Here is a 24,729-nt window from a genome sequence, read left to right as displayed (position 1 = left end):
TATTAATACGGAACAACGATATGAAAAAACTAAATAATCTATTCACTTTACTTTCCGCCCTCCTATTACTAGGTGCTTGCGAGAAAGATGGGGATACCTATTTTCTCTCCAGCCCGGAAGAGAACGAATTGATAGCTTCTGCCAATTCTGTCGTACTGACAAAGGAGACAGCTAAGTTTTATGCTCTGTCGCTTGCCTGGACTGACCAGACGCTGCAAGTGAGCGATTCAAGATACCAGCCTACCACCGGTGTACAAACTTCCGTACAGGTTTCACGCACGGAAGATTTCTCCGGGCAGATTCTGGAAACGACCGAAAGTGGAGTATCAAAGACGTACTCTGTCTCCGCTTTAAATATCGTCGCTTATCAGTTGAAAGCTACTCCCGAAGAAGAAGCACCGCTCTATTTCCGGCTTGCCGGAAGAAACGGAAGTAACATCGCTCCTGTATACAGTAATGTGGTAAAAGTCATGGTTACTCCTTATGAAATTGATATGCGATTTGCCAATATCATCAATAAGGGAGACGGCAAGGATTCAGGAAAAGATCTGTATGCAGCCAATGCGGATGGCAACTATATCGGCTTTATGGGAGCCACTTCTTGGGAGGGTTTCTATCTACAGGAAGCCGATGGTACTGTTTGGCACACAGCCAAATCAGGCAGTACGGCTACTCCGTTCTTCCTGACAACTGATGCTGCTGAAGGAACGTGGGATTTGTGGTTCCCCGGTCAATCAGGCTGTTACTATACGAATGTCAATACCACCAAAAAACTATGGACTGCTTTATGGATGCCAACACTCAATGTAAGTGGCATCGACGGAGGTATCACAATGGAATACAAACGTGACAAGAATCAATGGCAGGGCATATTTACTGCTACAGGAGCCGGCACTATCAATATTCAGATGAATGGAACAGGTAAACTATATGATAACACCAGCGTCAGCGGAGCTGATAACAGCATTGATGATACGAAAGCCAAAGATACTCCTTTCGCCTTTAATGGTTCTGCTAATGAATTGACATTCAATACCGGAACAAATGTTTCTGCCGGAAATATTACAGTAAACGTACCAGCAGCCGGAGAATGTACATTGATTATTGACCTGAACGACCCGCAAGCATGGAAAGTGGAAGTGACGGAAGGAGGAAGTGTAGAACCGACTTATCCCTCTTATCTGGAAATGCAAGGTGCCGACTCATGGTGGGGAAAGTTATACCGCAAACTTGAACCCGGTAAAACTGCGGGAACTTATCGCACTGTATTCCAAACCGTCAGCAATGAAAACTTCCAGATAGTAGCCCCATCAACAAACACATGGTATGGCTCTGATCCCAACAATCTTTATAGCCTTGCTCTTACAACAGGAGAGCATTACAACATCTGGTTCGATGGTTCCGGCAAGAAAAGTTATACAATCGAAGTAGATTATGTCAACTTAACCTGGAAGCCTACTGAAATCAAACAAATCAATGTATATGGAACTTTCAATGGCTGGTCAACGGCTAAAGACCTGATGATATATGATGAGGAAACCGGAATATGGAGCGCAGAATGCGATATCACCACCATCGGTGACGGATTCTACTTCCTCATGAATACGGATCCCGATCAGATTAACTGGGACTGGAGATTGTACTATACTTCTGAAAGTGGGCTCTATCTAAGTGATCAGAATGGTGATAACATTAAACCCGCCAAGGAGGGTAAATATCGCATTACGCTGGATCTCAACAAGATGGAGTTTACAATGACTGAAATCACTGAATAACATTCTAAGTTCAACAACATGATTATTAATTTCAACAGAATCACTATGATACGAAAATATATAATGATAGCTTCCGCACTACTTTGCGGAAGCATCTTCACCGCTTGTGATGATGATAATGATACTCCGAATTTCCCGGAAAAGACGGAAACCATTTATGATATGTCCGGCTTCGCCCGGGGAGCTGATGTCAGTTGGCTGTCGGAAATGGAAAGTTCCGGATATAAATTCTATACCTCCGATGGAAAAGAACAGGAATGTATGTCTCTGCTTCGTGACCTGGGTATAAATGCAATTCGTCTACGTGTATGGGTGAACCCGGAAAATGACACGGAAGATGTAAAAGGCTGGTGCAATAAGGGTGACGTATTGCTCAAAGCATGGAGAGCGCATAATTTGGGCTATCGCCTGATGATCGACTTCCATTACAGTGACAGATGGGCCGATCCTGTTCAACAAGCCAAACCCAAAGCCTGGGAAAACTATACGGTAGAAGAACTGGAACAGGCGATTGCCGACCATACCAAAGATGTACTCGGTGCAATCAAAGAGATGGGCATTGACGTGGAATGGGTGCAAGTAGGCAATGAGACTCATCAGGGAATGCTATTCCCCACTGGACAAACAACGAGTAGTGACGGTATTAAAAACTTTGCGAAATTCATTAACTCCGGCTACAATGCTGTTAAAGAGATTTATCCGAATGCGAAAGTGATTGTACACCTCGACCAGGGAAATGATGCCAATCTATACAACCGGATTTTCGGTTATTTGCATGACAACAATGCCAAATGGGACGTCATCGGTATGTCTCTTTATCCGGATATGTACCCGACAGAGGGAGTAGCCGATGATTGGGAAGATATGAACAACAAATGTATTGCCAATATGAAAAATCTGATTGCCAAATACAACACTCCGGTGATGATGTGCGAAATTGGTATTCCCTGGGACTATTCCGAAGCTGAAGACTTTTTCACAGACTTTATGACGAAAGCCAAACAAGTGGAACAATGTCTTGGTGTATTCTCCTGGGAACCGCAGAGTTATGGTGGTTGGAAGAACTATGGAAAGGGCATGTTTGACGACAGTGGTAAACCGACCAGCGCATTTAATGCTTTCAAGAGATAAGATTATTGAATCATTTTTTATAACTTTACCCCGAATCCAAAATATTTTATACCTGAAAAGCAAATATTAACATGAAACACCAAAAACAGTTATTAGCTGTACTTTTGATGGGCGCCGCTTGCACATTGCAAGCGCAACGCAGTGAGACGCTGCTCGAGAAAAACTGGAAATTCAGTAAAGGAGATTTTAAAGAGGCTAGCCAGCCGGAGTTTAATGACACTAAATGGGAGTCGGTTGTTATTCCGCATGATTGGGCGATTTTCGGTCCATTCGATATGAATAATGACCTGCAGAATGTAGCTGTAACACAGAACTTCGAGAAAAAGGCTTCCTTGAAAACAGGACGTACCGGTGGGCTCCCTTATGTAGGCACCGGATGGTATCGAACCAGTTTTGATGCTCCTGCCGATAAGGAGGTGACGCTGCTCTTTGATGGCGCCATGAGCGAAGCACGTGTCTATGTAAATGGAAAAGAAGCTTGTTTCTGGCCTTTCGGCTACAACTCTTTCCACTGTAACGTGACGTCTTTATTAAACAAAGACGGAAAGAATAATACGCTGGCCGTACGTTTGGAAAATCGTCCGCAGTCCTCGCGCTGGTATCCGGGAGCAGGTTTGTATCGTAATGTGCATCTGATCGTGACTGATAAAGTGCACGTGCCTGTATGGGGAACACAAATCACAACTCCTCATGTCAGCAAGGACTTTGCAGCCGTACGTCTTCAAACGAAGATTGATAATGCCGATGAGAAAACACAAATCCGTATAGAAACAGAGATTCTTTCTCCGGACGGAAAAGTGGCTACCAGCAAAGAGAATACGAGCCGCATTAATCATGGACAACCATTCGAACAAAACTTTATTGTAAATGCGCCCGAGCTCTGGTCGCCGGAAAGTCCGTCGCTCTACAAGGCTGTTTCCAAAATTTACGCAGATGATAAACTGGTGGATACTTACACGACCCGTTTCGGTATCCGCAGCATTGAATATATCGCTGATAAGGGTTTCTATCTGAACGGAAAACATCGCAAATTCCAAGGGGTATGTAATCACCATGATTTAGGTCCGCTGGGTGCCGCTATTAATGTAGCAGCGCTTCGCCATCAACTTACATTGCTGAAAGATATGGGATGTGACGCTATCCGTACTTCTCATAATATGCCGACTCCCGAACTCGTAGCGTTGTGTGACGAAATGGGATTTATGATGATGATTGAACCGTTCGATGAATGGGACATCGCCAAGTGTGAAAACGGTTATCACCGTTATTTCAATGAATGGGCGGAACGTGATATGGTAAATATGCTCCATAATTATCGGAATAATCCGTGTGTGATTATGTGGAGTATCGGTAATGAAGTGCCGACCCAATGTAGCCCTGTCGGCTATAAAGTGGCTAAATTCCTGCAAGACATTTGCCACCGAGAAGATCCGACACGTCCTGTCACTTGTGGAATGGATCAGGTTACTTGTGTACTTGCGAACGGATTTGCAGCAATGATTGACATTCCGGGACTTAATTACCGTACCCAACGCTATAAGGAATCTTATGACCAACTCCCGCAGAATCTGATTCTGGGTAGTGAAACTGCTTCTACTGTCAGTTCACGCGGGGTATACAAATTCCCGGTAGAGGATAAGAAAAGTACTAAGTATGAAGACCATCAGTGTTCCTCTTATGATGTGGAAGCCTGTTCCTGGTCAAATATTCCGGACGAGGACTTTGCACTGGCCGACGATAACCATTGGACAATCGGACAATTTGTATGGACAGGATTTGACTATCTGGGCGAGCCATCACCTTATGACACGGATGCATGGCCCAATCACAGTTCCATGTTTGGTATTATCGACCTTGCCAGTCTGCCTAAAGACCGCTATTATCTGTATCGCAGTGTATGGAACAAGGATGCGGAAACCTTGCATATTCTGCCTCACTGGACATGGCCGGGACGTGAAGGCGAAGTGACTCCTGTATTTGTATATACCAACTATCCTACAGCCGAACTGTTTATCAACGGTAAAAGTTATGGTAAACAAAGCAAGAATAATAGTTCGTTGAAGAACCGCTATCGTCTGATGTGGATGGATGCTGTATATGAACCGGGAGAAGTAAAAGTAGTAGCCTATAACAAAGAAGGAAAAGCTGTAGCGGAAAAAGTGGTTCGTACTGCCGGAAAACCTCATCATATCGAACTGGTCAGCAACCGTAACGAATTGACTGCAGACGGAAAAGACTTAGCGTATGTGACTGTGAAAGTTGTAGACAAAGATGGTAACCTCTGCCCTACTGATAATCGTCAGATTAACTTCTCTGCAAAGGGAACCGGTAAATATCGTGCCGCTGCCAATGGCGACCCGACAAATCTGGAACAATTTCATCTTCCGAAGATGCATGCTTTCAACGGAATGTTGACAGCTATCATACAAGCTGGTGAAACTGCCGGAGAAATTGTATTTACAGCCAAAGCAAATGGAGTGAAAGCCGGAAATATTCGTATTCAAACGAAATAAGGTATACGCTTTATAAAATCTGATAAGCCACCGGATTTCTTAACTAAAGAGAAGTCCGGTGGTTTTCATATATAATATACTGGACTTTTCACTTTTACGAGAAAAGAAGCAGGTAAATACAGGTTAATATCTATCTTTGCCAAAGAAAACGTTACAGATATGTCACACAGGATTCACTTCCTTATTTTTACAGGTCTTTTACTGATGTTCTGTTCATGCCGGAAAGAAAACAGGTTTGAATGGCAAGTTAATCAAAGACACATGGAAGTATCTCTGAACAAAGAATCTGATTCGCTCTATGTCATTCATTTGAATACAGACCAACCCTCCCACTCTGTTTGGAAATTGCCTTATCCTGTCTATCAATTTGATTATGGAGATGTTACAGGAGACGGGATGCCGGAAATTATTGTGTGGGTTATCAAGCCTACCCGATTCGACCCCAAACCCGACAAGCGGTTATTTATTTACCGGATTGCAGATGAAGCGTATATCCGCCCACTTTGGTTAGGTTCGAGGGTAGCACAACCTTTGGAAGATTTTAGAGTGATTCGTGAACATACTCCTGTATTGATACGCACCGTGGAACGGGAACGAAGTGGAAAATTTCTGATAGCGGAATATGCATGGAGAGGTTTTGGTCTGGATTTTAAGGGATATCTGAAACGCGAGACAGAAGAAAAGGAGCACGCCGGCTTATCCGTGCAGGTGCGGATGCCATCATCGGACACCATCCGCATGTCATTCAGAAAGAAGAATATTTTAAAGGTAAGCCTATTTTCTATAGTCTAGGCAACTTCGTGTTCGACCAACGAAAACCGGAAACATCACAAAGCCTGATTGTGCAGCTCAATTTCACCTCTATAGGATATAGTATAAAACTTCATCCTGCAACAATTAATAATTGCAAACCGGAATTACAATAATCAGACAAAACCAAAGGGGATAACTGCCAACATTATACTATTTACCAACAAATATCATCATCCCTCTATCTTGAAATCCACTAGATTTTGCACATTAAATAGCTTTCCAGAAAGCTTGGAAATCGCGATATCTACCGTAACAAACCAGCTCATCTCCCTCTTCCACTTTCTCATCCGCCGGTAATTCATTCTTTACATGAAGCTCCATTAAAGAAATGCCCAAGCAATTGGTTATTTTATTGGCTCTCTTCAACCCTATCATCTTTAAATGAAACTCTTCATCCAAATTCAACTCATTCACAAAATATCCTACAAATTTCTCCGGAACCGTGAACTTCACAACATAATAATCCTGATCGATGCGGAATCCTTCCATATTCGTTCCAAAATCAAGCAATTGCACCAAGCTGCGGGCAGCATCTTCTTCCGGAGTCAGGATTCGCTCAAGTTCAAAAGCCTCAAGCACCGCTTTATGTACGGCATCAATAGCACGGGCAAAGATTCGGGAAACCTTTTTCTGCTTCAATAGGGCAACAACACGTATCGATGCACCAAAATTCTCACCAATCGCTACAATTACTATATCCACACTATTCAATGGCAACACTGATAATGATTGTTCGTCAGTGGCATCAATGACAAAAGCCGTAGCAACCTTATCTTTGATTGAATCTACACGACTTTCACTAATATCCGCACCAATAATCTCGTGCCCTAATGCAGACAATTCCTCTGCCAACACATGGCCGTAATTTCCTAAACCGATAATAATATACTTCATATCTTTAGTTTATTATAATGTTATCACTCGGATAACGGTATTTTGTATTCTTTTTCTGTTTGACAATTCCCAACATCAATGTTATCAATCCCACACGTCCGATAAACATCAACAAGGATACCAACAACTTACTGGCATCACACAAATGAGGGGTCAGATTCAGACTGGATCCCACAGTACTAAGTGCAGAGACACATTCGAAAGTCAATGCCATGATGGAAACACCCGGTTCGAGTATGCTCAATGTGAAAATAAAAATGAATGACACTCCCAATGACATGACTACTGTTGCATTGGAACGCCGGATTGAATCGTAAGATAATTCTCTGCCAAACACCTCTACCCGTTCAGTACCACGCAATACGGCTACAAGATTCAGAACCACAACTGCAAAAGCGTTCACTTTCACACCACCTGCCGTAGACTGTGAACCACCACCAACCCACATCAAGAATAGATAAACCAACAAAGTCTGCACGCTCAACGATGCCAGATCGACACTACTAAAACCGGCTGTTCGAGGACAAGTGGCATTAAAGAAAGCTTGTGTCCATTTGTCTGCCAAAGGCATACCGGCAAAAGAAGCATTCCACTCAAAAGCAGCAATAGCTAATGTACCGATTAATAAAAGCAGGAAAGTCATGATTAACACAATCTTCGTATTCAGGTTATAAAGATGCTGCATTTTGTGACGATCCAGTTTGCGTGTACGGACCAATTTCCAGAAACGACGTAGGTGATATAATACAATATCCTTGAAATTGACAAGAATGGGGAAGCCGATACCACCGAAGATTATCAGCAAAGAAACAGAAATAAACAGTCCATTATGATTGGTCATCACCATCGGATTCCCTAAATTACCGGAAAGTGTAGAAAAACCCGCATTACAAAAAGCTGATATAGCATGGAAAGCAGCAAAACCTAACTCGCCTTCCAAAGTCATTCCCAGCGTACCGTGAATACTAAACCAAATCGAAACCATGCCAATCCCTTCAATGACTAGGGTAAAGCCCAATATATATAATAAGGTGGACAGTAATGAACCTAACGAATTGGAACTAACCATATCACGTACAACAAGCTGATTATAAATGGAGGTGTTTCCCATGAAGAACATGGCAAAGAAACTGGTTAATGTCATCACTCCTAATCCTCCAATCTGAATCAACAGGATAATGACAACTAATCCGGAAGTGGTGAATGTAGTGGATACATCTACCGGAACCAAACCTGTAACACATACGGCACTGGTAGCCGTAAATAAAGAGTCTACCCAGGTAATACCATTCACCGTGCAGCGCGGAAGCATCAGTAGACCTGCTCCAATCAGGATAATAGCCATAAAACTGACTGCCAATATCAAAGACGGATTGGTACGCCGTCCCAACAGGCGCACCAGCCCATTGGATAAGTTGAGGAAAGAAAGGACTAGTAATAACAGGAGATGATAAAACTTCCCATGCAGGAATTCCCAAATCTGCAAAATAGCTCCTTCTTCTTCCGGACGGTGAAAAATGACGGGTACTAGAGTAAGATATAATAACCCGCTTAATATCCAGGCTAATCGCCGGTATTGTTTTTTAGTATTCCGGTATTCCAGTGAAATATGTAAAGTAACATCAATCAGAAAGATAATCCAGACAGTTTTATACAATGTCTGCAAATTAGCCACTTCATCTACGGATAAGGAAAAACCGTGTTCATATACTACTCCAACAATCAACAACAGAGATGCCAGATAAGTGAGTGCTTCTACCAGTCCTAACAGGATACGTACATAGGGTTTTAGCAGTTTATTCTGATACAATAAAAACTTATGATAAATCTTCATATCATCTTTTTTAACAGGGTCGTGCAAACTTAAGTAAAATAACAATTAGAACCGATTCTTTGTTGACAAAATTTTCTGAATATTAAAAAATTGAGTACTTTTGGCAACAAGAAACTAAAAAACTACAATATTATGAGTGAAAAAAGAAAACGGTATATCTTACCCGAAGAAGAAATTCCACACTACTGGTACAACATTCAGGCGGATATGGTAAACAAACCTATGCCTCCGTTGCATCCGGGAACCAAACAACCACTGAAAGCGGAAGACTTGTATCCGATTTTCGCTAAGGAACTGTGTCATCAGGAACTGAATCAGACCGATGCATGGATCGAAATACCGGAAGAAGTGCGCGAAATGTATAAGTACTATCGCAGTACTCCGCTAGTTCGTGCTTACGGATTGGAAAAAGCACTCGGTACTCCGGCTCATATCTATTTTAAGAATGAAAGTGTCAGCCCTATCGGTTCACATAAGTTGAACTCTGCATTGGCACAGGCTTATTATTGCAAAGAAGAAGGAGTTACCAACATCACCACTGAAACCGGTGCCGGACAATGGGGAGCCGCTCTTTCTTATGCAGCTAAGGTTTTCGGTTTGGAAGCTGCTGTTTATCAGGTAAAAATCAGTTATGAACAAAAGCCATACCGCCGCAGCATCATGCAGACTTTCGGAGCACAGGTAACCCCTTCTCCATCCATGTCTACCCGTGCCGGTAAGGATATTCTGACTAAACACCCTACTTATCAGGGTTCATTGGGAACAGCCATTTCTGAAGCTATTGAACTGGCACAAATGACTCCCAACTGTAAATATACGCTTGGTTCTGTACTTAGCCATGTTACTCTTCATCAGACTATTATCGGACTGGAAGCCGAAAAACAGATGGAAATGGCAGGCGAATATCCGGATATCGTAATCGGTTGTTTCGGAGGTGGTTCCAACTTCGGAGGTATCTCTTTCCCATTCATGCGTCACACGATACAGGAAGGAAAAAAGACTCGTTTCGTTGCTGCCGAACCTGCATCTTGTCCGAAACTGACACGTGGTAAATTCCAGTATGACTTCGGTGATGAAGCCGGATATACTCCATTGCTACCGATGTTTACCTTAGGACATAATTTTGCTCCGGCCCATATCCATGCCGGCGGTCTTCGCTATCATGGTGCAGGTGTCATCGTTTCACAGTTGCTCAAGGATAATCTGATGGAAGCAGTAGATATACAGCAATTGGAATCTTTCGAAGCAGGTTGTCTGTTTGCACAGTCTGAAGGTATTATTCCGGCTCCAGAGTCCAGCCACGCTATTGCAGCAGCTATCCGCGAAGCTAACAAATGCAAAGAGACAGGAGAAGAAAAAGTGATTCTGTTCAACCTTTCCGGACATGGACTGATCGATATGACTTCTTATGATAAGTATTTGGCCGGTGACTTGGTAAACTATTCATTGACTGATGATGATATTCAGAAGAATTTAGACGAAATAGGAGATTTAGCTAAATAATAAATTGCCTGCCAGTTTCAAGTTTCACCACAGATTACATAAAAGAAACATCGATTCTGCATTGATAATCTTTGAATTACAATCAAATCCGTGCTAATTCTATGATCTGTGGTGATTCTTTTCCCACACCCCTTATTTATTTTCTCTATTGAGCATCTCCATATATTCACTGGGAGACATTTTTTCCACACTCGCAAAATAACGGTAAAAACTGGAGCGGGAGGTAAAGCCGCTCAAAAACATTAATTCCTTTACTGTAAGCTCCCTTTTCAACTGTGCCTGTTCTTTAAAATACTGCAAACGGTAGAAATTAATATAATCTCTGAAACCGGAAAAGCCATCATAATGAAGAGCCTTATTGAGTCTGTTTTCATTCGTATTCAAATCATTCAGAAATTCCTGCAAGGAATATTGAGGATTAGTAAATGGTTTACTATGTTTCATGAGACTTTGCATCTGGTTGGATAGTTCAAAAACGACAGGCGAAACCGCAATTTCCCGGATGGCTTCTATTTCTTCCATCTCCAGCTCTTCTACAGGCTGGGGAGGTAAAGAAAGTGGATTCTCATTACGCAAATATAGTATATTTAAAAAAAGGACGGGAAGGATTACAATATAGCCGAACACGTTAAAACATAATCCACTAGTGCCCAGCATCAACCAAATATAGCCGGACATGATGATAGCAAAACACATCATATAAATAGACATTGCCTGGCTCTGTTTACGCCGGACGGGAATCCATCGTCTCATATATGGAAAGAGGAAATTTACGGAAGGAGTAATTACACTGATTATAAACAGCATCAGCCTTACCCGTACATCCCGTTCACCAATATTCTCCCGAATGGAAGCAAAAGATTTTAGAGTAGTATAGTGACCGTTAAAAAACTCATAGCAACAAGCTATACATGTAATCAGCAAAATAGGGATACATAAACTGACGACTCTTGAAAAAGTCATCCATCCCGGTTTCAATGAGGCTATAGGAAAAATAGAAAAGAACTGAAAAAAGACAATCACCCGGACAATATGCCATATCGAAAGATGATTCATCGGAACTTCAGTAAAACGCGGAATCGTCTCCTCACCTCCTCTACTGAAAATCCACATCCATTCCAGATTATCACACAAAAGAAGAAGGGACAGAGTGATAGCCAATACTCCCCATGCTTTTGTCAGTCCATTATTATCTGAAGAACGTGAATAAACAAGTATTCCCAATACCAAGCCCACAATATCCAACAACAATTCAATGCAGAGAACAATTACGTTTACCATGTTTTTTTTGTTTTGAGCGACAAAAGTAGTCTTTTCGCGAAAAGAACGGGAGCATCCCACTCGTAAAAAGCGTCCCAATATAGGGAGATTTGCTAAAATGGGAACCATTTGGGAGTAATATATTTCAGACTTTTCACCTTTACTAATACTTTTGTGGCAGCATTCACCCCAAACAAGAATAAATTATAATATGACGCGCTACTTAAAGAATATGGAAAAGGAAATCACTATCGAAAATCAGGTAGAGGAAATTGCAATAATTGCCCAATTCATCGAAGAATTAGGCATGTCATTACATTTACCTTCCGGCATAACAATGAGTCTCAACCTAGCTATTGAAGAAGCAATAAGCAATATTATCCATCACGGTTATCCTCAAAATCAAAAAGGTGAAATTACATTGAGAACTTCTGTGGCCCCCGGCCTACTGATTGCCCAGATTATTGACGATGGTATTTCATTCGATCCCACAAAATCTGAAAATGAAGCATCAGAAAATGCACTATCCCTGGAACAGCAACTGACACAAGGTTTGGGACTCTTCCTGATTCGCCGAACAATGGATAAAGTAGAATATCATTCGACGGACAACCAAAACGAACTAATCCTGACTAAAAATATAGAAATGGATTTCAAACCGGAAGCAACTCTTAAAACGAATTTATGTAAAATAGAGGAAGTAATCATACTCACTGTTGAAGGACGATTGGACACTGCCAATACCAACGAATTCAATGCTCTCATCCAACCTTTATTAAACGTTCAGAATCCTAATATAATAATCAACTGCGAAGGATTACTATATATCAGCAGTTCCGGTTTAAGAAGCCTGATAACCCTCCAGAAAAGTGTAAAGCAACACAACGGACAACTTGTATTAGAAGCTATGCGTGCGGAAATACGGAAAATATTCGATATGACAGGCTGTTCCGGCCTTTTTATCATTCGTTAATTCCATTGATAATGAGAAAAGCATCTATTATTTGCAGTATCTTGCTATCTCTGTTCTTTCTGACAGAACCGGTGAATGCACAATCCATTAATCTCACACCCAAATGGACGGCACAAGCACAATTTGCAGGCTATTACGTAGCCGACAAACTGGGATTCTACAAGGAAGAGGGACTTGACGTACATGTGGTACATCCTTCGCTTTCGGCAAGCTCTTTTTCTTTTCTGCAGAAAGGGTATTCGCAAGCGGTAGTTATGAACCTATCGTATGCCTTGACTGAATATTTTGCAGGTGCACAGATAGTTAATATCTTGCAAACCTCACAGGAAAACAGTCTGATGCTTGTCAGTCGTTCGCCACTCAAGGGTACTTCATCTTTGCAACATAAGAAAATAGGGGTATGGAATCATCTTAGTCAAGAACTACTGGATCAAATAGCCAACAAATATCAACTCCAGGTGGAATGGATACGTTTCAATGGAGGAGTCAACATTTTCCTATCGAAAGCTGTAGATATTTGTCTCGTAGGAAGTTACAATGAGTTTCTACAACTAATTGAAGCCGGTGTAAAGACTGATTCTATTCATATCATGCATTTCGCAGATTATGGATATAACTTGCCAGAGGACGGACTTTATGTTAGCAGAGAATTCTATCAGAAATATCCCCAAGCTGTACAGAAATTGGCCCGTGCCAGCATACGTGGCTGGGAATGGGCAAACGAACACCGCGAACAAACATTGGATATCATAATGGAACAAGTGCATCAACACAACATAGGAACCAACAGATATCACCAGCGTAAAATGTTGGATGAGATCTTACGGCTACAAACAAACAGGAAGAGCGGGCAACGTCCCTATCGGCTAAGCCGAGAAGTATTTGATCTGGCAACTAGTATTTTGTTGCCAGATCAAATCAAAAACACCAGCAACATTCGTTATGAAAATTTCGTAAAATAATCACATTCATTCATGAAACACACTTTTCCCGTTCCTTTGCAACCCGGCTAAGTATCTACGTACTTTCCTTTACGTTGATGATCTTTGCTACTATTATGGCGTTATTTTATTATTATAGCCACCAGAAAGTAACGGATTTTGCCATTGAACGCACTCATGGACTATTAAGTAACATTGCAACTGAAATCAGCGGTCAGCTATTGTCAGTAGAGACTACCATAGAGCAGTCCGTTTGGATATTGGAAAAAAACATAGATCACCCGGATTCTTTACATAATATTATTGAATCTGTTGTTAGAAACAATCAGTTCATTGTAGGAAGCGGCATCGCTTTCGTCCCCGATTATTACAAAGAAAAAGGGAAATATTTTATGCCTTATGCTTCTTTCAAAGATGAAATAAATGGCGAGATCACTTACCAGGTATTGGGTAGCCAGAATTATGACTATCCATGCATGGACTGGTATCTCATCCCCCAACTGCTTAAACAACCTTACTGGAGCGAACCTTATTATGATGACGGAGGGGGAAATTTCATCATGAGTACTTATGCCAAACCGCTGTTTGACAGTGATGGAAAATTAGTCGCAGTCTTTACAGCCAATATATCACTGACACAATTCACTGATACAATCAGCTTGCTGAAGCCATATCCTTCCAGTTACACCTATTTAATCAGTCGCAACGGAAGTTTCCTGACTCACATGGATAGAAATAAGATCATGAACGAAACGATATTCTCTGAAGCCTTTGCCAAAGAGAATCTTGCACAGGAACAGATCGGACATGAAATGCTGGCAGGACACACCGGAACCATGCGTTTCGATAACAAAGGAGTAGATTCGTATGCATTTTACACAACTATTCCCCAGATTGGATGGTCAGTATGCACCGTTTGTCCAAGCCAGATTATTCTTCAGGAACTAGACAGTACATCCCGAACAATCATCTACACTTTTATAGTGGGGATGATAGCCCTATTCCTGATTGTGTACAGCATCATCCGACGCCTTGTCCGCCCACTGGAGAAATTCTCCGAGTCAGCCCGCGAAATTGCGACCGGACGATTTGATGTTATCATACCAGAAGTGCATTCCAACGATGAAATCAGAGATCTATACGATTCGCTTATCTTCATGCAGCACTCTTTATCTACTTACGTAGTTGAACTAAAAGACACGACTGCCAGCAAAGAACGGATTGAAAGCGAGCTTTCTATAGCTAGGGAAATACAAATGGGAATGCTTCCCAAGATATTCCCCCCCTACCCCGAACGTAGTGATGTAGATTTGCATGCCATACTTCACCCTGCGAAAGAAGTAGGCGGAGATCTTTATGACTTCTATATGGATGGCAACCGCCTCTACTTCCTAATCGGGGATGTATCAGGAAAAGGCGTACCCGCTTCTCTGTTTATGGCAATCACCCGCAGTCTGTTCCGTACTTTATCTCAGCAGGTGCTTTCACCGGCCAAGATTGTGACGGACATGAACAATTCGATTTCTGATAATAACGAATCCAACATGTTTGTCACGCTTATTGTCGGAATCCTCGATTTGGAAACGGGGAAACTGAAACTGTGTAATGCCGGACATAATCCTCCCATACTGATTCGTCCGGACGGACAGGTTTCTTTCCTTGAATTCAAGACCCAGATATTTGTTGGTGTCATTGAAGAATTTGCCTATACCGAAGATGAAACGACATTGGAAAAAGGAAGTAAATTGTTCCTTTACACCGATGGAGTGACAGAAGCTGAAAATACAGAGAAAGAGCTATATGGAGACGAAAAGTTATTGAAGACATTGTCTGATAATAACACGTCTGATGTACGCACCACTGTTAATGGTATAGAGGACTCTGTAGCAGATCATGTCAAAGAAGCCGAAGCCAGCGATGACTTGACTATTTTACTTATTCAATATGAACCCGGGACAACAAACAATTAAGCACATATTATGGAAAGAGAAATAAAGATCTCAAACGATTTAAATGAAATTTCAGTTTTAGCCAGTTTCATTGAAGAACTGGGAGAAGAACTTTCTTTGTCATTTGAAACGACAATGAATATCAATCTGGCATTGGAAGAGGCCGTAGCCAATATAATTATGTACGCCTATCCAACTCAAGAGCAACACACCATCCTATTAAGAGTAACTTACAGCGAAAAACAACTTGTTTTCCTATTAACGGACAAAGGAGCCTCTTTTGATCCGACACAAGTAGATGAGGTAGATGTTACACTCTCTTTGGAGGAACGCCCAATCGGAGGGCTGGGAATATTCCTCATACGAAGCATCATGAACGAAATATCTTACCAACGTATCGACAATGAGAATCACCTCATTATGAAAAAAGACATTTGACGCGGGGTGGAAAGATTGTATAGTTTTCCAGCCAATTCATGGGGTATATCAAAGATTTCACTATCTTTGATGCCATTATTAATCTTATGAACTAATAATGAGCAGCCTTAACAAAATAGCAATCTGTCTACTTTTTCTATGCGCAGGGGTTAATTATGCTTTTTCTGATATTCCGGAGCAAATCAACTTCTCCTATATCTCTATTAATGAAGGATTGTCACAAAGTACTGTATTCTCTATCGATCAGGACCAACGAGGCAATATGTGGTTCGCAACTTATGACGGAGTAAACAAGTACGATGGGTATTCATTTACAGTTTATCAGCATAATGAAGATGATCCGAACAGCATCGCTAATGACATTTCGCGAATCGTAAAGGCTGACAGTCAGGGACGGGTTTGGATCGGCACGCGGGATGGTTTGTCATATTATGATGAAGAGAAGGATAAATTCAGAAATTTCTTCTACGAAAAGAAGGGGAAGAAGCTGCAAATCAACGGAATTGCGGAGATCTCACCGGAACAACTGCTCATAAGTACACAGGAAGGTCTGACTATGTTCGATATTAAAGAATCACGATTCGTTGATGATTCTTTTAGTACGGCTATGCATAAGATAGTGGCTTCTGCTCTTTACAGGCAAGGCGATATTATCTATATCGGCACCCCGGTTGACGGGCTTTACAGCTACTCCATTCCTCAAAAGAAACTGGAAAGAATTACTCCGATAACAGGCACTAAGCAGATTCAAGCCATTTTGCAACAATCTCCTACCCGCATCTGGATAGCTACCGAAGGAGCCGGTCTACTTCTATTTAACCCGAAAACACAAGAAGTCAAGACCTATCATCATTCTTCTTCCAATCCTAAAAGTATCAGTTCCAATTATATCCGTTCTCTGGCATTGGATTCGCAAAATCGCCTATGGATAGGAACATTCAATGATCTGAACATTTATCATGAAGGAAACGATTCTTTCGTTTCTTACAGCAGCAGTCCGGTAGAAAGCGGCAGTCTGTCACAGCGTTCGGTCCGCAGTATCTTTATGGATTCGCAGGGTGGAATGTGGCTTGGAACATATTTCGGAGGACTAAACTATTATCATCCGATCCGCAACAGATTCAAGAATATTCAGCGTATTCCATATAAGAATTCTTTAAGTGACAACGTAGTCAGTTGCATTACCGAAGATAAGGATAAGAACTTATGGATAGGAACGAATGATGGGGGATTGAATCTATATAATCCCAAGACACAACAGTTTACGCACTATATCTTACAGGAAAACGAACGGGAAATCGGTATTGGTTCCAACAATATCAAAGCCGTATATGTAGACGAACAAAAATCACTTGTATATATAGGAACACATGCCGGTGGTCTGACTGTTCTCCACCGCAACAGTGGACAAATGGAAAGTTTCAATCAGCTGAATAGCCAGTTGGTCAATGAAAATGTGTATGCCATTCTTCCTGACAAGGAGGGTAGTATCTTATTAGGAACTTTAAGTGCACTGGTTAGTTTTAATCCGGAGAAACGGAGCTTCACCACCATAGATAAAGAAAAAGACGGTACGCCATTTACTTCACAACGAATCACAATCCTGTTCAGAGATTCTCGTAAACGTCTTTGGATTGGTGGTGAAGGAGGTATATCAGTCTTTCAGCAGGAAGGGATCGAAATAGAAAAAGCCCCTATCCTTCCGGAATCATCTGTAACAAAGATGTTTACCAATTGCATTTATGAAGCTGCCAATGGCATCATTTGGGTAGGTACGCGTGAAGGTTTCTACTGTTTTAATGAAAAAGAGAAGAAAATCAAACGATATACGACTGCTAACGGTTTACCCAATAATGTGGTTTACGGTATTCTGGAAGATACCTTTGGGCGTCTCTGGGTAAGCACCAACCGTGGTATCTCCTGTTTCAATCCGGAGACAGAGAAGTTCCGCAATTTTACGGAATCCGACGGGTTGCAAAGTAATCAGTTTAATACTTCTTCATTCTGCCGCACCTCTAACGGGCAAATGTACTTCGGGGGTATCAACGGTATCACAACTTTCCGCCCGGAACTCCTACTGGACAACCCTTACACTCCTCCGGTAGTCATTACTAAACTTCAACTGTTTAACAAAACAGTCCGTCCGGATGATGAAACCGGTATCTTGACTAAGAATATCAATGAAACAGAAAGTATCACGCTAAAATCATGGCAAACGGCTTTTACGCTTGAATTTGTGGTATCCAACTATATTTCAGGTCAACACAATACTTTCGCTTATAAATTGGAAGGATATGATAAAGAGTGGTATTATCTGACAGACAAACGTACTGTCTCCTATTCCAACTTGCCACAAGGTACTTATCATTTTCTGGTAAAAGCTGCTAATAGTGACGGGAAATGGAATACCGTTCCTACGATGTTGGAAATCGTTGTTCTCCCTATATGGTACAAGACCTGGTGGGCAATCGTGCTTTTCCTCGCTATTTTTATCGGCTTTATCACTTTCGTCTTCCGCTTCTTCTGGATGCGTAAAAGCATGGAAGCAGAGCTGGAGATTGAACGTAGGGACAAGGAACATCAAGAAGAAATCAACCAGATGAAGATGCGTTTCTTCATCAATATTTCCCATGAGCTTCGCACGCCGTTGACTCTTATCTTAGCTCCTCTACAAGAAATAATCAATAAGATCAGTGACCGCTGGACTCGTAATCAGCTGGAATATATCCAACGCAACGCTAATCGCCTGCTACATCTTGTCAATCAATTGATGGATTATCGCCGCGCCGAATTGGGAGTTTTCGAGCTGAAAGCAAAGAGAGAGAATGCGCATCAACTAATACAAGATAATTTCTTGTTTTATGATAAACTGGCACGCCACAAAAAGATTACCTATACTCTCCACTCCGAATTGGAAGATAAAGAGGAACTTTTTGATCCTAATTATCTGGAACTGATTGTTAATAACCTACTTTCAAATGCTTTCAAATATACGGAAAGCGGTCAAAGCATTACTGTGACATTGAAAGAGGAAAATAATTGGTTGGTACTGCAAGTTAGTGATACCGGTATTGGTATTCCCATCAATAAACAGGGAAAAATATTCGAACGTTTTTATCAGATAGAGAGTGAGCACGTAGGAAGTGGTATCGGTCTCTCACTGGTACAACGCCTGGTAGAATTGCACCATGGTCGTATCGAACTGGATAGTGAAGAGGGTAAAGGCAGTACTTTCTCTGTTTATCTGCCACAAGACATAAATACCTACAAACCCTCCGAACTAGCTTCTAATGACACTCTGAATGAGGAAGGACAGGTATATTCCACCAACTCGAAAGAAATGTATTTCATTGATACGGAAAAGGTCGAAAACGAAACGATCGAAGGCGGTGACAAGAAGCGTGGCACTATTCTTATTGTAGAAGACAATAATGAAATCCGCCATTATCTTAGCAGCGGACTTGCTGAACTCTTCAATACGCTGGAAGCCGGAAATGGTGAAGAAGCTTTGGAAAAACTGAAAGACAATGAAGTTGACATCATTGTAACTGATGTCATGATGCCTGTGATGGATGGTATCAAATTATGCAAGAATGTGAAGCAAAATATCCGTACCTGTCATATTCCCGTGATTATCCTGTCTGCTAAAAGCGAAGTCAAAGACCAGATGGAAGGTCTGCAAATGGGTGCGGATGATTACATCCCGAAACCATTCTCACTTGCTATCCTGACTACGAAGATACAGAATATGATGCGTACCCGTAGACGTATGCTTGAACGGTATTCCAAATCCCTGGAAGTGGAACCGGAAAAGATTACGTTTAACGCCATGGATGAAGCTTTACTAAAACGTGCTGTAGCGATTGTAGAAAAGAATATGGATAATATTGAATTCTCTACTGACGAATTTGCCAGAGAAATGAATATGAGTCGTTCTAATCTGCATCTTAAATTGAAAGCCATCACAGGCGAATCGACTATTGACTTTATACGCAAGATTCGTTTCAACGAAGCGGCAAAATTACTGAAGGATGGCCGCTATACAATAGCAGAGGTCAGCACAATGGTAGGTTTCAATACGCCGTCTTATTTTGCTACGAGTTTCAAGAAGTATTTCGGATGTTTGCCTACGGAGTATATTAAGAAAATAAAAGGATAAATCAGTAAATATCCAATATGAATCTGTTGGTTTGAGATTTATGTTCATTTCGGTTCGAAAAAGAACATAAAATGCTATCACTAACAATAATACATTACTATGCAGCTTTCAATTTATTCTCTTATTAGCATTATTTATCTCATTACCAAGCGAGCTTTCGTTTGACAGTTGTTAAACTATCATTCAACAACTGTCAAACGAAAACTCATTAGGCAATGAAATAAATATCAATAGGGAAGTTATTATTTAAAAGTAGCCAATAAGATCATTATTGTACCTAAAAGGAGTAATATTCTATATAACGAATACTGAAAGCTAATTCCCGAAAATCTTCAACCCGTAAAGAAGAAAGACCTTCTTTATCCCATACAAACAAAAACATTAAACAAGAATGAAAGACTATTCAACAATACCAATAGTCGTAAAATTGTCATACTCTATATATTTGCAGAGAAAGCATTATTAATTAATAGATAAAAAGCATACTATGATTTTTTTAAATAAACTGTATTCTTACCTACTTTTATCATTAATCAGCATTCTTTTTGTGAATGCTCACCCGGCAACTATAAAACAAGATATTGACTGGCCCCAATTTATGAGTCAACAAGATATGATATGGGAAAAGTTACCCGAATATTGGTATGATTCAGCCTTTTTAGGCAACGGAAAGCTTGGGCTAATGATTTATAAAGAACCCGGAAAGAACTACTTGCGCTTAGAAACAGGCAACTGCGATGTACATGATCACCGCACTAAAAGAGATGTATTCGGAATTCCCAGACTACTTACCGGACATTTTGCCCTACATCCTAAAGGCAAAATAATCAATGGAACGATACATCTTGACCTTTGGAATGCTGAAGCTTCAACAGATATTACAACAACTAAAGGAGTCATCCACTTGCGAAGTTTTGTCCATGCTGATGAAATGATGATAATAGTAAAAGCAACAACAGAAGGAGACGAACATGACTTCCAATGGGAATGGATAGCAGCTGAAGCTAATAGCCCTCGTTATTTGATTTTCAAAAGACAAGGAAAAGCCAATAAAATACCAAAAGATTACGAACTCAATCCGACAGCAAAAATCAGTAATGGGAAAGAAATCAATCTATCTGTCCAGAAATTATTGGCAGGAGGAGAAACAAGCGTTGGATGGCAAGAAACATATAATCCCGAAACAGAACGCAACTTATGGATAAACCTAACACATACATATCCTCAAAACAATTCGAGTGAAATATGCAAAGCTGAAATCCGAAAAGCTATACGCAAAGGTTATCAATCCATGCAAAAAACACATCGTAAATGGTGGAATACTTTCTATCCCAGTAGTTTCATAACACTGCCGGAAGCACAAAAAGAAAACTTCTACTGGATACAGATGTATAAATTAGCTTCTGCAACACGTGGTGACCGTGCTCTAATAGATAACACAGGTCCGTGGCTAACCGAAACCCCATGGCCGAACGCTTGGTGGAATCTCAATGTTCAACTTACCTATTGGGCACTGAATACTTCCGACCATCTAGATCTGGCAGCTTCTTTAGAAAATGCCCTCTACAATCATATAGATCAGTTACGCCTCAACATTCCCAAAGCTTACCGCCATAACTCATTAGGAATAGGGGTTGCTTCCAATTTGGAATGTATGACTACAGAAGTAGGAATTCCAGGAAAAGGCAAAGCTCAAATAGGACTACTTCCATGGGCCTGTCACAACCTATGGCTTATCTACCGTCATAAAATGGATGATGATATTCTACGAGATAAATTATTTCCTTTATTAAAAGAATCAATCAACTACTATTTGCATTTCCTGAAAGAAGGAGACGATGGAAAACTTCATCTCCCAGCGACTTACTCCCCCGAATATGACACTGTGGAAGATTGCAATTTCGACCTCGCTCTACTACGTTGGGGATGCCAAACACTACTAGAATCAGCTCATCGTCTGAGTATCCAAGATTCATTGATTGAGACATGGAAATATGTGCTTCTTAAACTTACTCCTTACCCCACAGACGAGAATGGATTGCTTATCGGAAAAGATACGCCGTATGCTTTCTCACACAGACATTATTCACATTTACTTGCTATTTATCCTCTATACTTAATTAATAAAGAACAATCGAATGATATTGAAATGATTGAGAAATCATTGTCTTTTTGGCAAAGCAAGCCCAAAGCTCTCCTAGGTTACTCATACACAGGAGCATCTTCCATTTCCTCTGCTATCGGAAAGGGAGACGATGCACTAGCCTATCTAAATAAATTATTTGGGAAATTTCTTAGTTCGACGACTATGTATAAAGAAAGTGGGCCAGTTATTGAGACACCTTTATCTGCCGCCCAAAGTATCCACGATATGTTATTACAGAGTTGGGGTGGAAAGATTCGCATTTTCCCAGCTATTCCCGCTACATGGAAAGACATTGCTTATTCAGGTCTACGCACAGAAGGGGCTTTTAAAGTATCTGCCAGTAGAAAACAAGGAAAGACACAATTTATCCATATTAAAAGTCTGGCAGGAGAACCTTGCATTATAACGACTGATATAGTTAACCCTATTTTTGAAGGAAAAAGAAACTTCACCATACAATCACTCCCAAACAATACTTTCCAAATTGATTTAAAGAAAGGAGAAGAGGTCTTCATTTCCCCTCAAGGAGAAAAGCCGGATTTTATTATTTCTTCGATTCCTCATACTTCCAAAAATCATTATGGATTAAAAATCATTCATCAGAGGAGGTAAAAATGTACAAAACCAACCTTGCAAACACTGGTAGATAGATTACATTATGATACATAAAAAGCCTGCTATCAGATCCATAACAGGCTTTTTAGACAGAAGTAATATATGATTCAACAAATTTAATATCAAAAAAATCATTTTTAAACAAAGTGTGAACAAGCTAAGTTAGCTTCTATAATTTAATAGCCTATTTTTGTAAACAGTAAAATATACTTTTAATAATTAAAAACCTAATAAAGTATGAAGAACATCTTCTTTATTTGTTTATGTGCGCTTTTCGCTTTTACAGGATGCGCAGACGATGACGACGATCTATTAACCGGAGGAAATGTAGATATAGATCTACTTCCCGATTCTAAGCCCAATGATGTTGTAAATACCAACGTATTCGACATTATCAACCTTAATTATCCCGGATTAGAAAAAGTGAAAGAATTCTATGAAACAGGGGAATATTATTACGCGGCCAATGCTTTATTGGAATACTACAGAACAAGAACCAATGTTACTAATCCCAATTTGTCCTTAATTAATGTAACAATCTCGGAAGCAGATCAAGCAAAAGCGGATTATGCATTGGAAGACTATCGCTTTCATGTAAACAATTTCTACGAAGATCAAGAAACATTGAAACCATATTCTTTAAAGAAAGATGGAACGATTAATTGGACATTTTCTCCAGAAGGTGCCTCTGATGAGTATCAGAAACAGCTCCATCGCCATCAATGGTTTATTCCACAGGCTAAAGCCTATCGAATTAGCGGAAGTGAAAAATACATTCAATCATGGATTGAGGTATATAATAATTGGATAAACCAAAATCCTAAACCGGAAAGCGGTACAAACACAACGTCTTGGTGGCAATTGCAAGTAGCAACCCGTATCAATGATCAAGTACAATTACTGGAATATTTCAAAAACTCTATTAATTTCACACCAGAATGGCTTACTACTTTTTTAGTAGAGTTTGCAGAGCAAGCAGACTTTCTTGTTGATTATCCTTATGAATCAGGAGGTAATATTCTGATATCACAAGCTAATGCACTGGCAACCGCCGGAACATTAATGCCGGAATTCAAAAATGCTGAAAAATGGATGGAAACTGGTTACCAAATACTCAGTGAAGAAGTACAAAATCAGATAATGAGTGATGGATGGCATAAAGAAATGTCTCTTCATTATCATATAGGCATTGTAGCAGATTTCTATGAGGCTATGAAATTAGCAGAGGCAAACCAACTCTCCAGTAAACTGCCTAGTAATTTTACAGAACCGCTTCGCAAAGCAGCTGAAGTAGTAATGCATTTCACTTATCCCAACTATTTTAGCAAAGGCTCTGATAATGTAGTCCCCATGTTTAATGATTCATGGAGTCGAACGCGTAATGTACTTAAAAATACAAATTTCAAGCAATATGTAGAAATGTTCCCTGACAGTGAGGAACTTAAATACATGCAAACAGCAGGTAACGGTGGTACTCCCCAAGGACATACGCCTAATAACGATATGAAATTATTTGACCAGGCAGGATATTACGTATTACGTAACGGCTGGACGTATGGCTCTACTGTCATGATTTTAAGTAATAATAAAAGTAATGACGCCTCCAATTCTATCAGTGCATACAGCCATAATCAACCTGATAATGGAACATTTGAACTTTATCACAATGGGCGTAATTTTTTCCCCGATTCAGGAGTATGTACCTATTACAGTACTGGTGGTGACAACACACGTATTTACAACCGATTATTACTCAATATTTTATAGATAATAAGTCAGAAATAT

Annotated in this window: 16 protein-coding genes; 13 read left to right on the top strand and 3 right to left on the bottom strand. The window is 40.6% G+C overall.

Going from position 1 to position 24,729, the window contains the following annotated elements:
- The first annotated feature begins 20 nt into the window (after positions 1-20).
- From DWZ47_RS27045 to DWZ47_RS27025, 5 genes are all read left to right on the top strand, one after another.
- The gene (locus DWZ47_RS27045) at positions 21-1,775 is read left to right on the top strand and encodes a DUF5114 domain-containing protein (RefSeq protein ID WP_117515316.1); all 1,755 of its coding nucleotides are present in this window, start codon (positions 21-23) and stop codon (positions 1,773-1,775) included.
- Between the two features lie 45 nt (positions 1,776-1,820).
- Positions 1,821-2,906 carry an arabinogalactan endo-beta-1,4-galactanase gene (locus tag DWZ47_RS27040; protein WP_115484816.1) on the top strand — a complete coding sequence of 362 codons (1,086 nt, stop codon included), beginning with the start codon at positions 1,821-1,823 and terminating at the stop codon, positions 2,904-2,906.
- A 71-nt stretch (positions 2,907-2,977) separates the two neighbouring features.
- A complete protein-coding gene (galB, locus tag DWZ47_RS27035) occupies positions 2,978-5,419 on the top strand; it encodes a beta-galactosidase GalB (RefSeq protein ID WP_182281631.1) in 2,442 nt (813 codons plus the stop codon).
- 261 nt (positions 5,420-5,680) lie between these two features.
- Positions 5,681-6,211, top strand: a complete 531-nt coding sequence (locus DWZ47_RS27030; RefSeq protein WP_229090513.1) for a nuclear receptor-binding factor 2 — start codon at positions 5,681-5,683, stop codon at positions 6,209-6,211.
- Positions 6,118-6,345, top strand: coding sequence for a CapA family protein (locus DWZ47_RS27025; protein WP_371682935.1), 228 nt, complete (start codon positions 6,118-6,120; stop codon positions 6,343-6,345). Before DWZ47_RS27030 ends, DWZ47_RS27025 begins: the two co-directional genes overlap by 94 nt.
- A gap of 94 nt (positions 6,346-6,439) precedes the next feature.
- Here the strand turns inward: DWZ47_RS27025 and DWZ47_RS27020 are convergent, their stop codons facing one another.
- Together DWZ47_RS27020 and DWZ47_RS27015 are read right to left on the bottom strand one after the other, a co-directional pair.
- Positions 6,440-7,126, bottom strand: a complete 687-nt coding sequence (locus tag DWZ47_RS27020) for a potassium channel family protein (RefSeq protein ID WP_004325361.1) — start codon at positions 7,124-7,126, stop codon at positions 6,440-6,442.
- 4 nt (positions 7,127-7,130) lie between these two features.
- Positions 7,131-8,960: a TrkH family potassium uptake protein gene (locus DWZ47_RS27015; protein WP_004325360.1), complete on the bottom strand. Its 1,830-nt coding sequence runs from the start codon at positions 8,958-8,960 to the stop codon at positions 7,131-7,133.
- A gap of 132 nt (positions 8,961-9,092) precedes the next feature.
- Between DWZ47_RS27015 and DWZ47_RS27010 the strand changes: the two genes are divergently transcribed.
- A complete protein-coding gene (locus DWZ47_RS27010) occupies positions 9,093-10,463 on the top strand; it encodes a TrpB-like pyridoxal phosphate-dependent enzyme (protein ID WP_004325359.1) in 1,371 nt (456 codons plus the stop codon).
- A 132-nt stretch (positions 10,464-10,595) separates the two neighbouring features.
- Here the strand turns inward: DWZ47_RS27010 and DWZ47_RS27005 are convergent, their stop codons facing one another.
- The gene (locus DWZ47_RS27005; protein WP_032848772.1) at positions 10,596-11,744 is read right to left on the bottom strand and encodes an AraC family transcriptional regulator; all 1,149 of its coding nucleotides are present in this window, start codon (positions 11,742-11,744) and stop codon (positions 10,596-10,598) included.
- Positions 11,745-11,955: 211 nt separating this feature from the next.
- Here DWZ47_RS27005 and DWZ47_RS27000 point away from each other — a divergent pair, with 211 nt between their 5' ends.
- The 7 genes from DWZ47_RS27000 (at position 11,956) to hepC (ending at position 24,711) form a co-directional block, all read left to right on the top strand.
- Positions 11,956-12,696, top strand: coding sequence for an anti-sigma factor antagonist (locus tag DWZ47_RS27000; protein WP_008775080.1), 741 nt, complete (start codon positions 11,956-11,958; stop codon positions 12,694-12,696).
- A gap of 11 nt (positions 12,697-12,707) precedes the next feature.
- A complete protein-coding gene (locus DWZ47_RS26995) occupies positions 12,708-13,658 on the top strand; it encodes an ABC transporter substrate-binding protein (RefSeq protein WP_117515312.1) in 951 nt (316 codons plus the stop codon).
- 95 nt (positions 13,659-13,753) lie between these two features.
- Positions 13,754-15,607 carry a SpoIIE family protein phosphatase gene (locus DWZ47_RS26990; RefSeq protein ID WP_233525121.1) on the top strand — a complete coding sequence of 618 codons (1,854 nt, stop codon included), beginning with the start codon at positions 13,754-13,756 and terminating at the stop codon, positions 15,605-15,607.
- A 9-nt stretch (positions 15,608-15,616) separates the two neighbouring features.
- Positions 15,617-16,024 carry an ATP-binding protein gene (locus tag DWZ47_RS26985; protein WP_004325354.1) on the top strand — a complete coding sequence of 136 codons (408 nt, stop codon included), beginning with the start codon at positions 15,617-15,619 and terminating at the stop codon, positions 16,022-16,024.
- A 97-nt stretch (positions 16,025-16,121) separates the two neighbouring features.
- A complete protein-coding gene (locus DWZ47_RS26980) occupies positions 16,122-20,183 on the top strand; it encodes a two-component regulator propeller domain-containing protein (protein WP_117515308.1) in 4,062 nt (1,353 codons plus the stop codon).
- A 487-nt stretch (positions 20,184-20,670) separates the two neighbouring features.
- A complete protein-coding gene (locus DWZ47_RS26975; RefSeq protein ID WP_117515306.1) occupies positions 20,671-22,941 on the top strand; it encodes a glycosyl hydrolase family 95 catalytic domain-containing protein in 2,271 nt (756 codons plus the stop codon).
- A 240-nt stretch (positions 22,942-23,181) separates the two neighbouring features.
- A complete protein-coding gene (hepC, locus tag DWZ47_RS26970) occupies positions 23,182-24,711 on the top strand; it encodes a heparin-sulfate lyase HepC (protein ID WP_233525120.1) in 1,530 nt (509 codons plus the stop codon).
- The last annotated feature ends 18 nt before the right edge of the window (positions 24,712-24,729 follow it).

This window comes from Bacteroides sp. AF32-8BH (genome assembly GCF_003435205.1).
In the GTDB taxonomy this organism is placed as follows: Bacteria; Bacteroidota; Bacteroidia; order Bacteroidales; family Bacteroidaceae; genus Bacteroides; species Bacteroides ovatus.
Note: the sequence above shows the minus strand (reverse complement) of the source record. Positions and strands in the feature narration are given on the sequence as shown.

Bases quoted from the DNA above. Each gene is read 5' to 3' on its own strand.
- DWZ47_RS27005 (WP_032848772.1), bottom strand. From the start codon at position 11,744: ATGGTAAACGTAATTGTTCTCTGCATTGAATTGTTGTTGGATATTGTG.
- DWZ47_RS27030 (WP_229090513.1), top strand. From the start codon at position 5,681: ATGGAAGTATCTCTGAACAAAGAATCTGATTCGCTCTATGTCATTCAT.
- DWZ47_RS27000 (WP_008775080.1), top strand. From the start codon at position 11,956: ATGGAAAAGGAAATCACTATCGAAAATCAGGTAGAGGAAATTGCAATA.
- hepC (WP_233525120.1), top strand. From the start codon at position 23,182: ATGAAGAACATCTTCTTTATTTGTTTATGTGCGCTTTTCGCTTTTACA.
- DWZ47_RS27020 (WP_004325361.1), bottom strand. From the start codon at position 7,126: ATGAAGTATATTATTATCGGTTTAGGAAATTACGGCCATGTGTTGGCA.
- DWZ47_RS26975 (WP_117515306.1), top strand. From the start codon at position 20,671: ATGATTTTTTTAAATAAACTGTATTCTTACCTACTTTTATCATTAATC.
- DWZ47_RS27040 (WP_115484816.1), top strand. From the start codon at position 1,821: ATGATACGAAAATATATAATGATAGCTTCCGCACTACTTTGCGGAAGC.
- DWZ47_RS26980 (WP_117515308.1), top strand. From the start codon at position 16,122: ATGAGCAGCCTTAACAAAATAGCAATCTGTCTACTTTTTCTATGCGCA.
- DWZ47_RS27045 (WP_117515316.1), top strand. From the start codon at position 21: ATGAAAAAACTAAATAATCTATTCACTTTACTTTCCGCCCTCCTATTA.
- DWZ47_RS27010 (WP_004325359.1), top strand. From the start codon at position 9,093: ATGAGTGAAAAAAGAAAACGGTATATCTTACCCGAAGAAGAAATTCCA.
- DWZ47_RS26995 (WP_117515312.1), top strand. From the start codon at position 12,708: ATGAGAAAAGCATCTATTATTTGCAGTATCTTGCTATCTCTGTTCTTT.
- DWZ47_RS27015 (WP_004325360.1), bottom strand. From the start codon at position 8,960: ATGAAGATTTATCATAAGTTTTTATTGTATCAGAATAAACTGCTAAAA.
- DWZ47_RS26985 (WP_004325354.1), top strand. From the start codon at position 15,617: ATGGAAAGAGAAATAAAGATCTCAAACGATTTAAATGAAATTTCAGTT.
- DWZ47_RS26990 (WP_233525121.1), top strand. From the start codon at position 13,754: ATGGCGTTATTTTATTATTATAGCCACCAGAAAGTAACGGATTTTGCC.
- galB (WP_182281631.1), top strand. From the start codon at position 2,978: ATGAAACACCAAAAACAGTTATTAGCTGTACTTTTGATGGGCGCCGCT.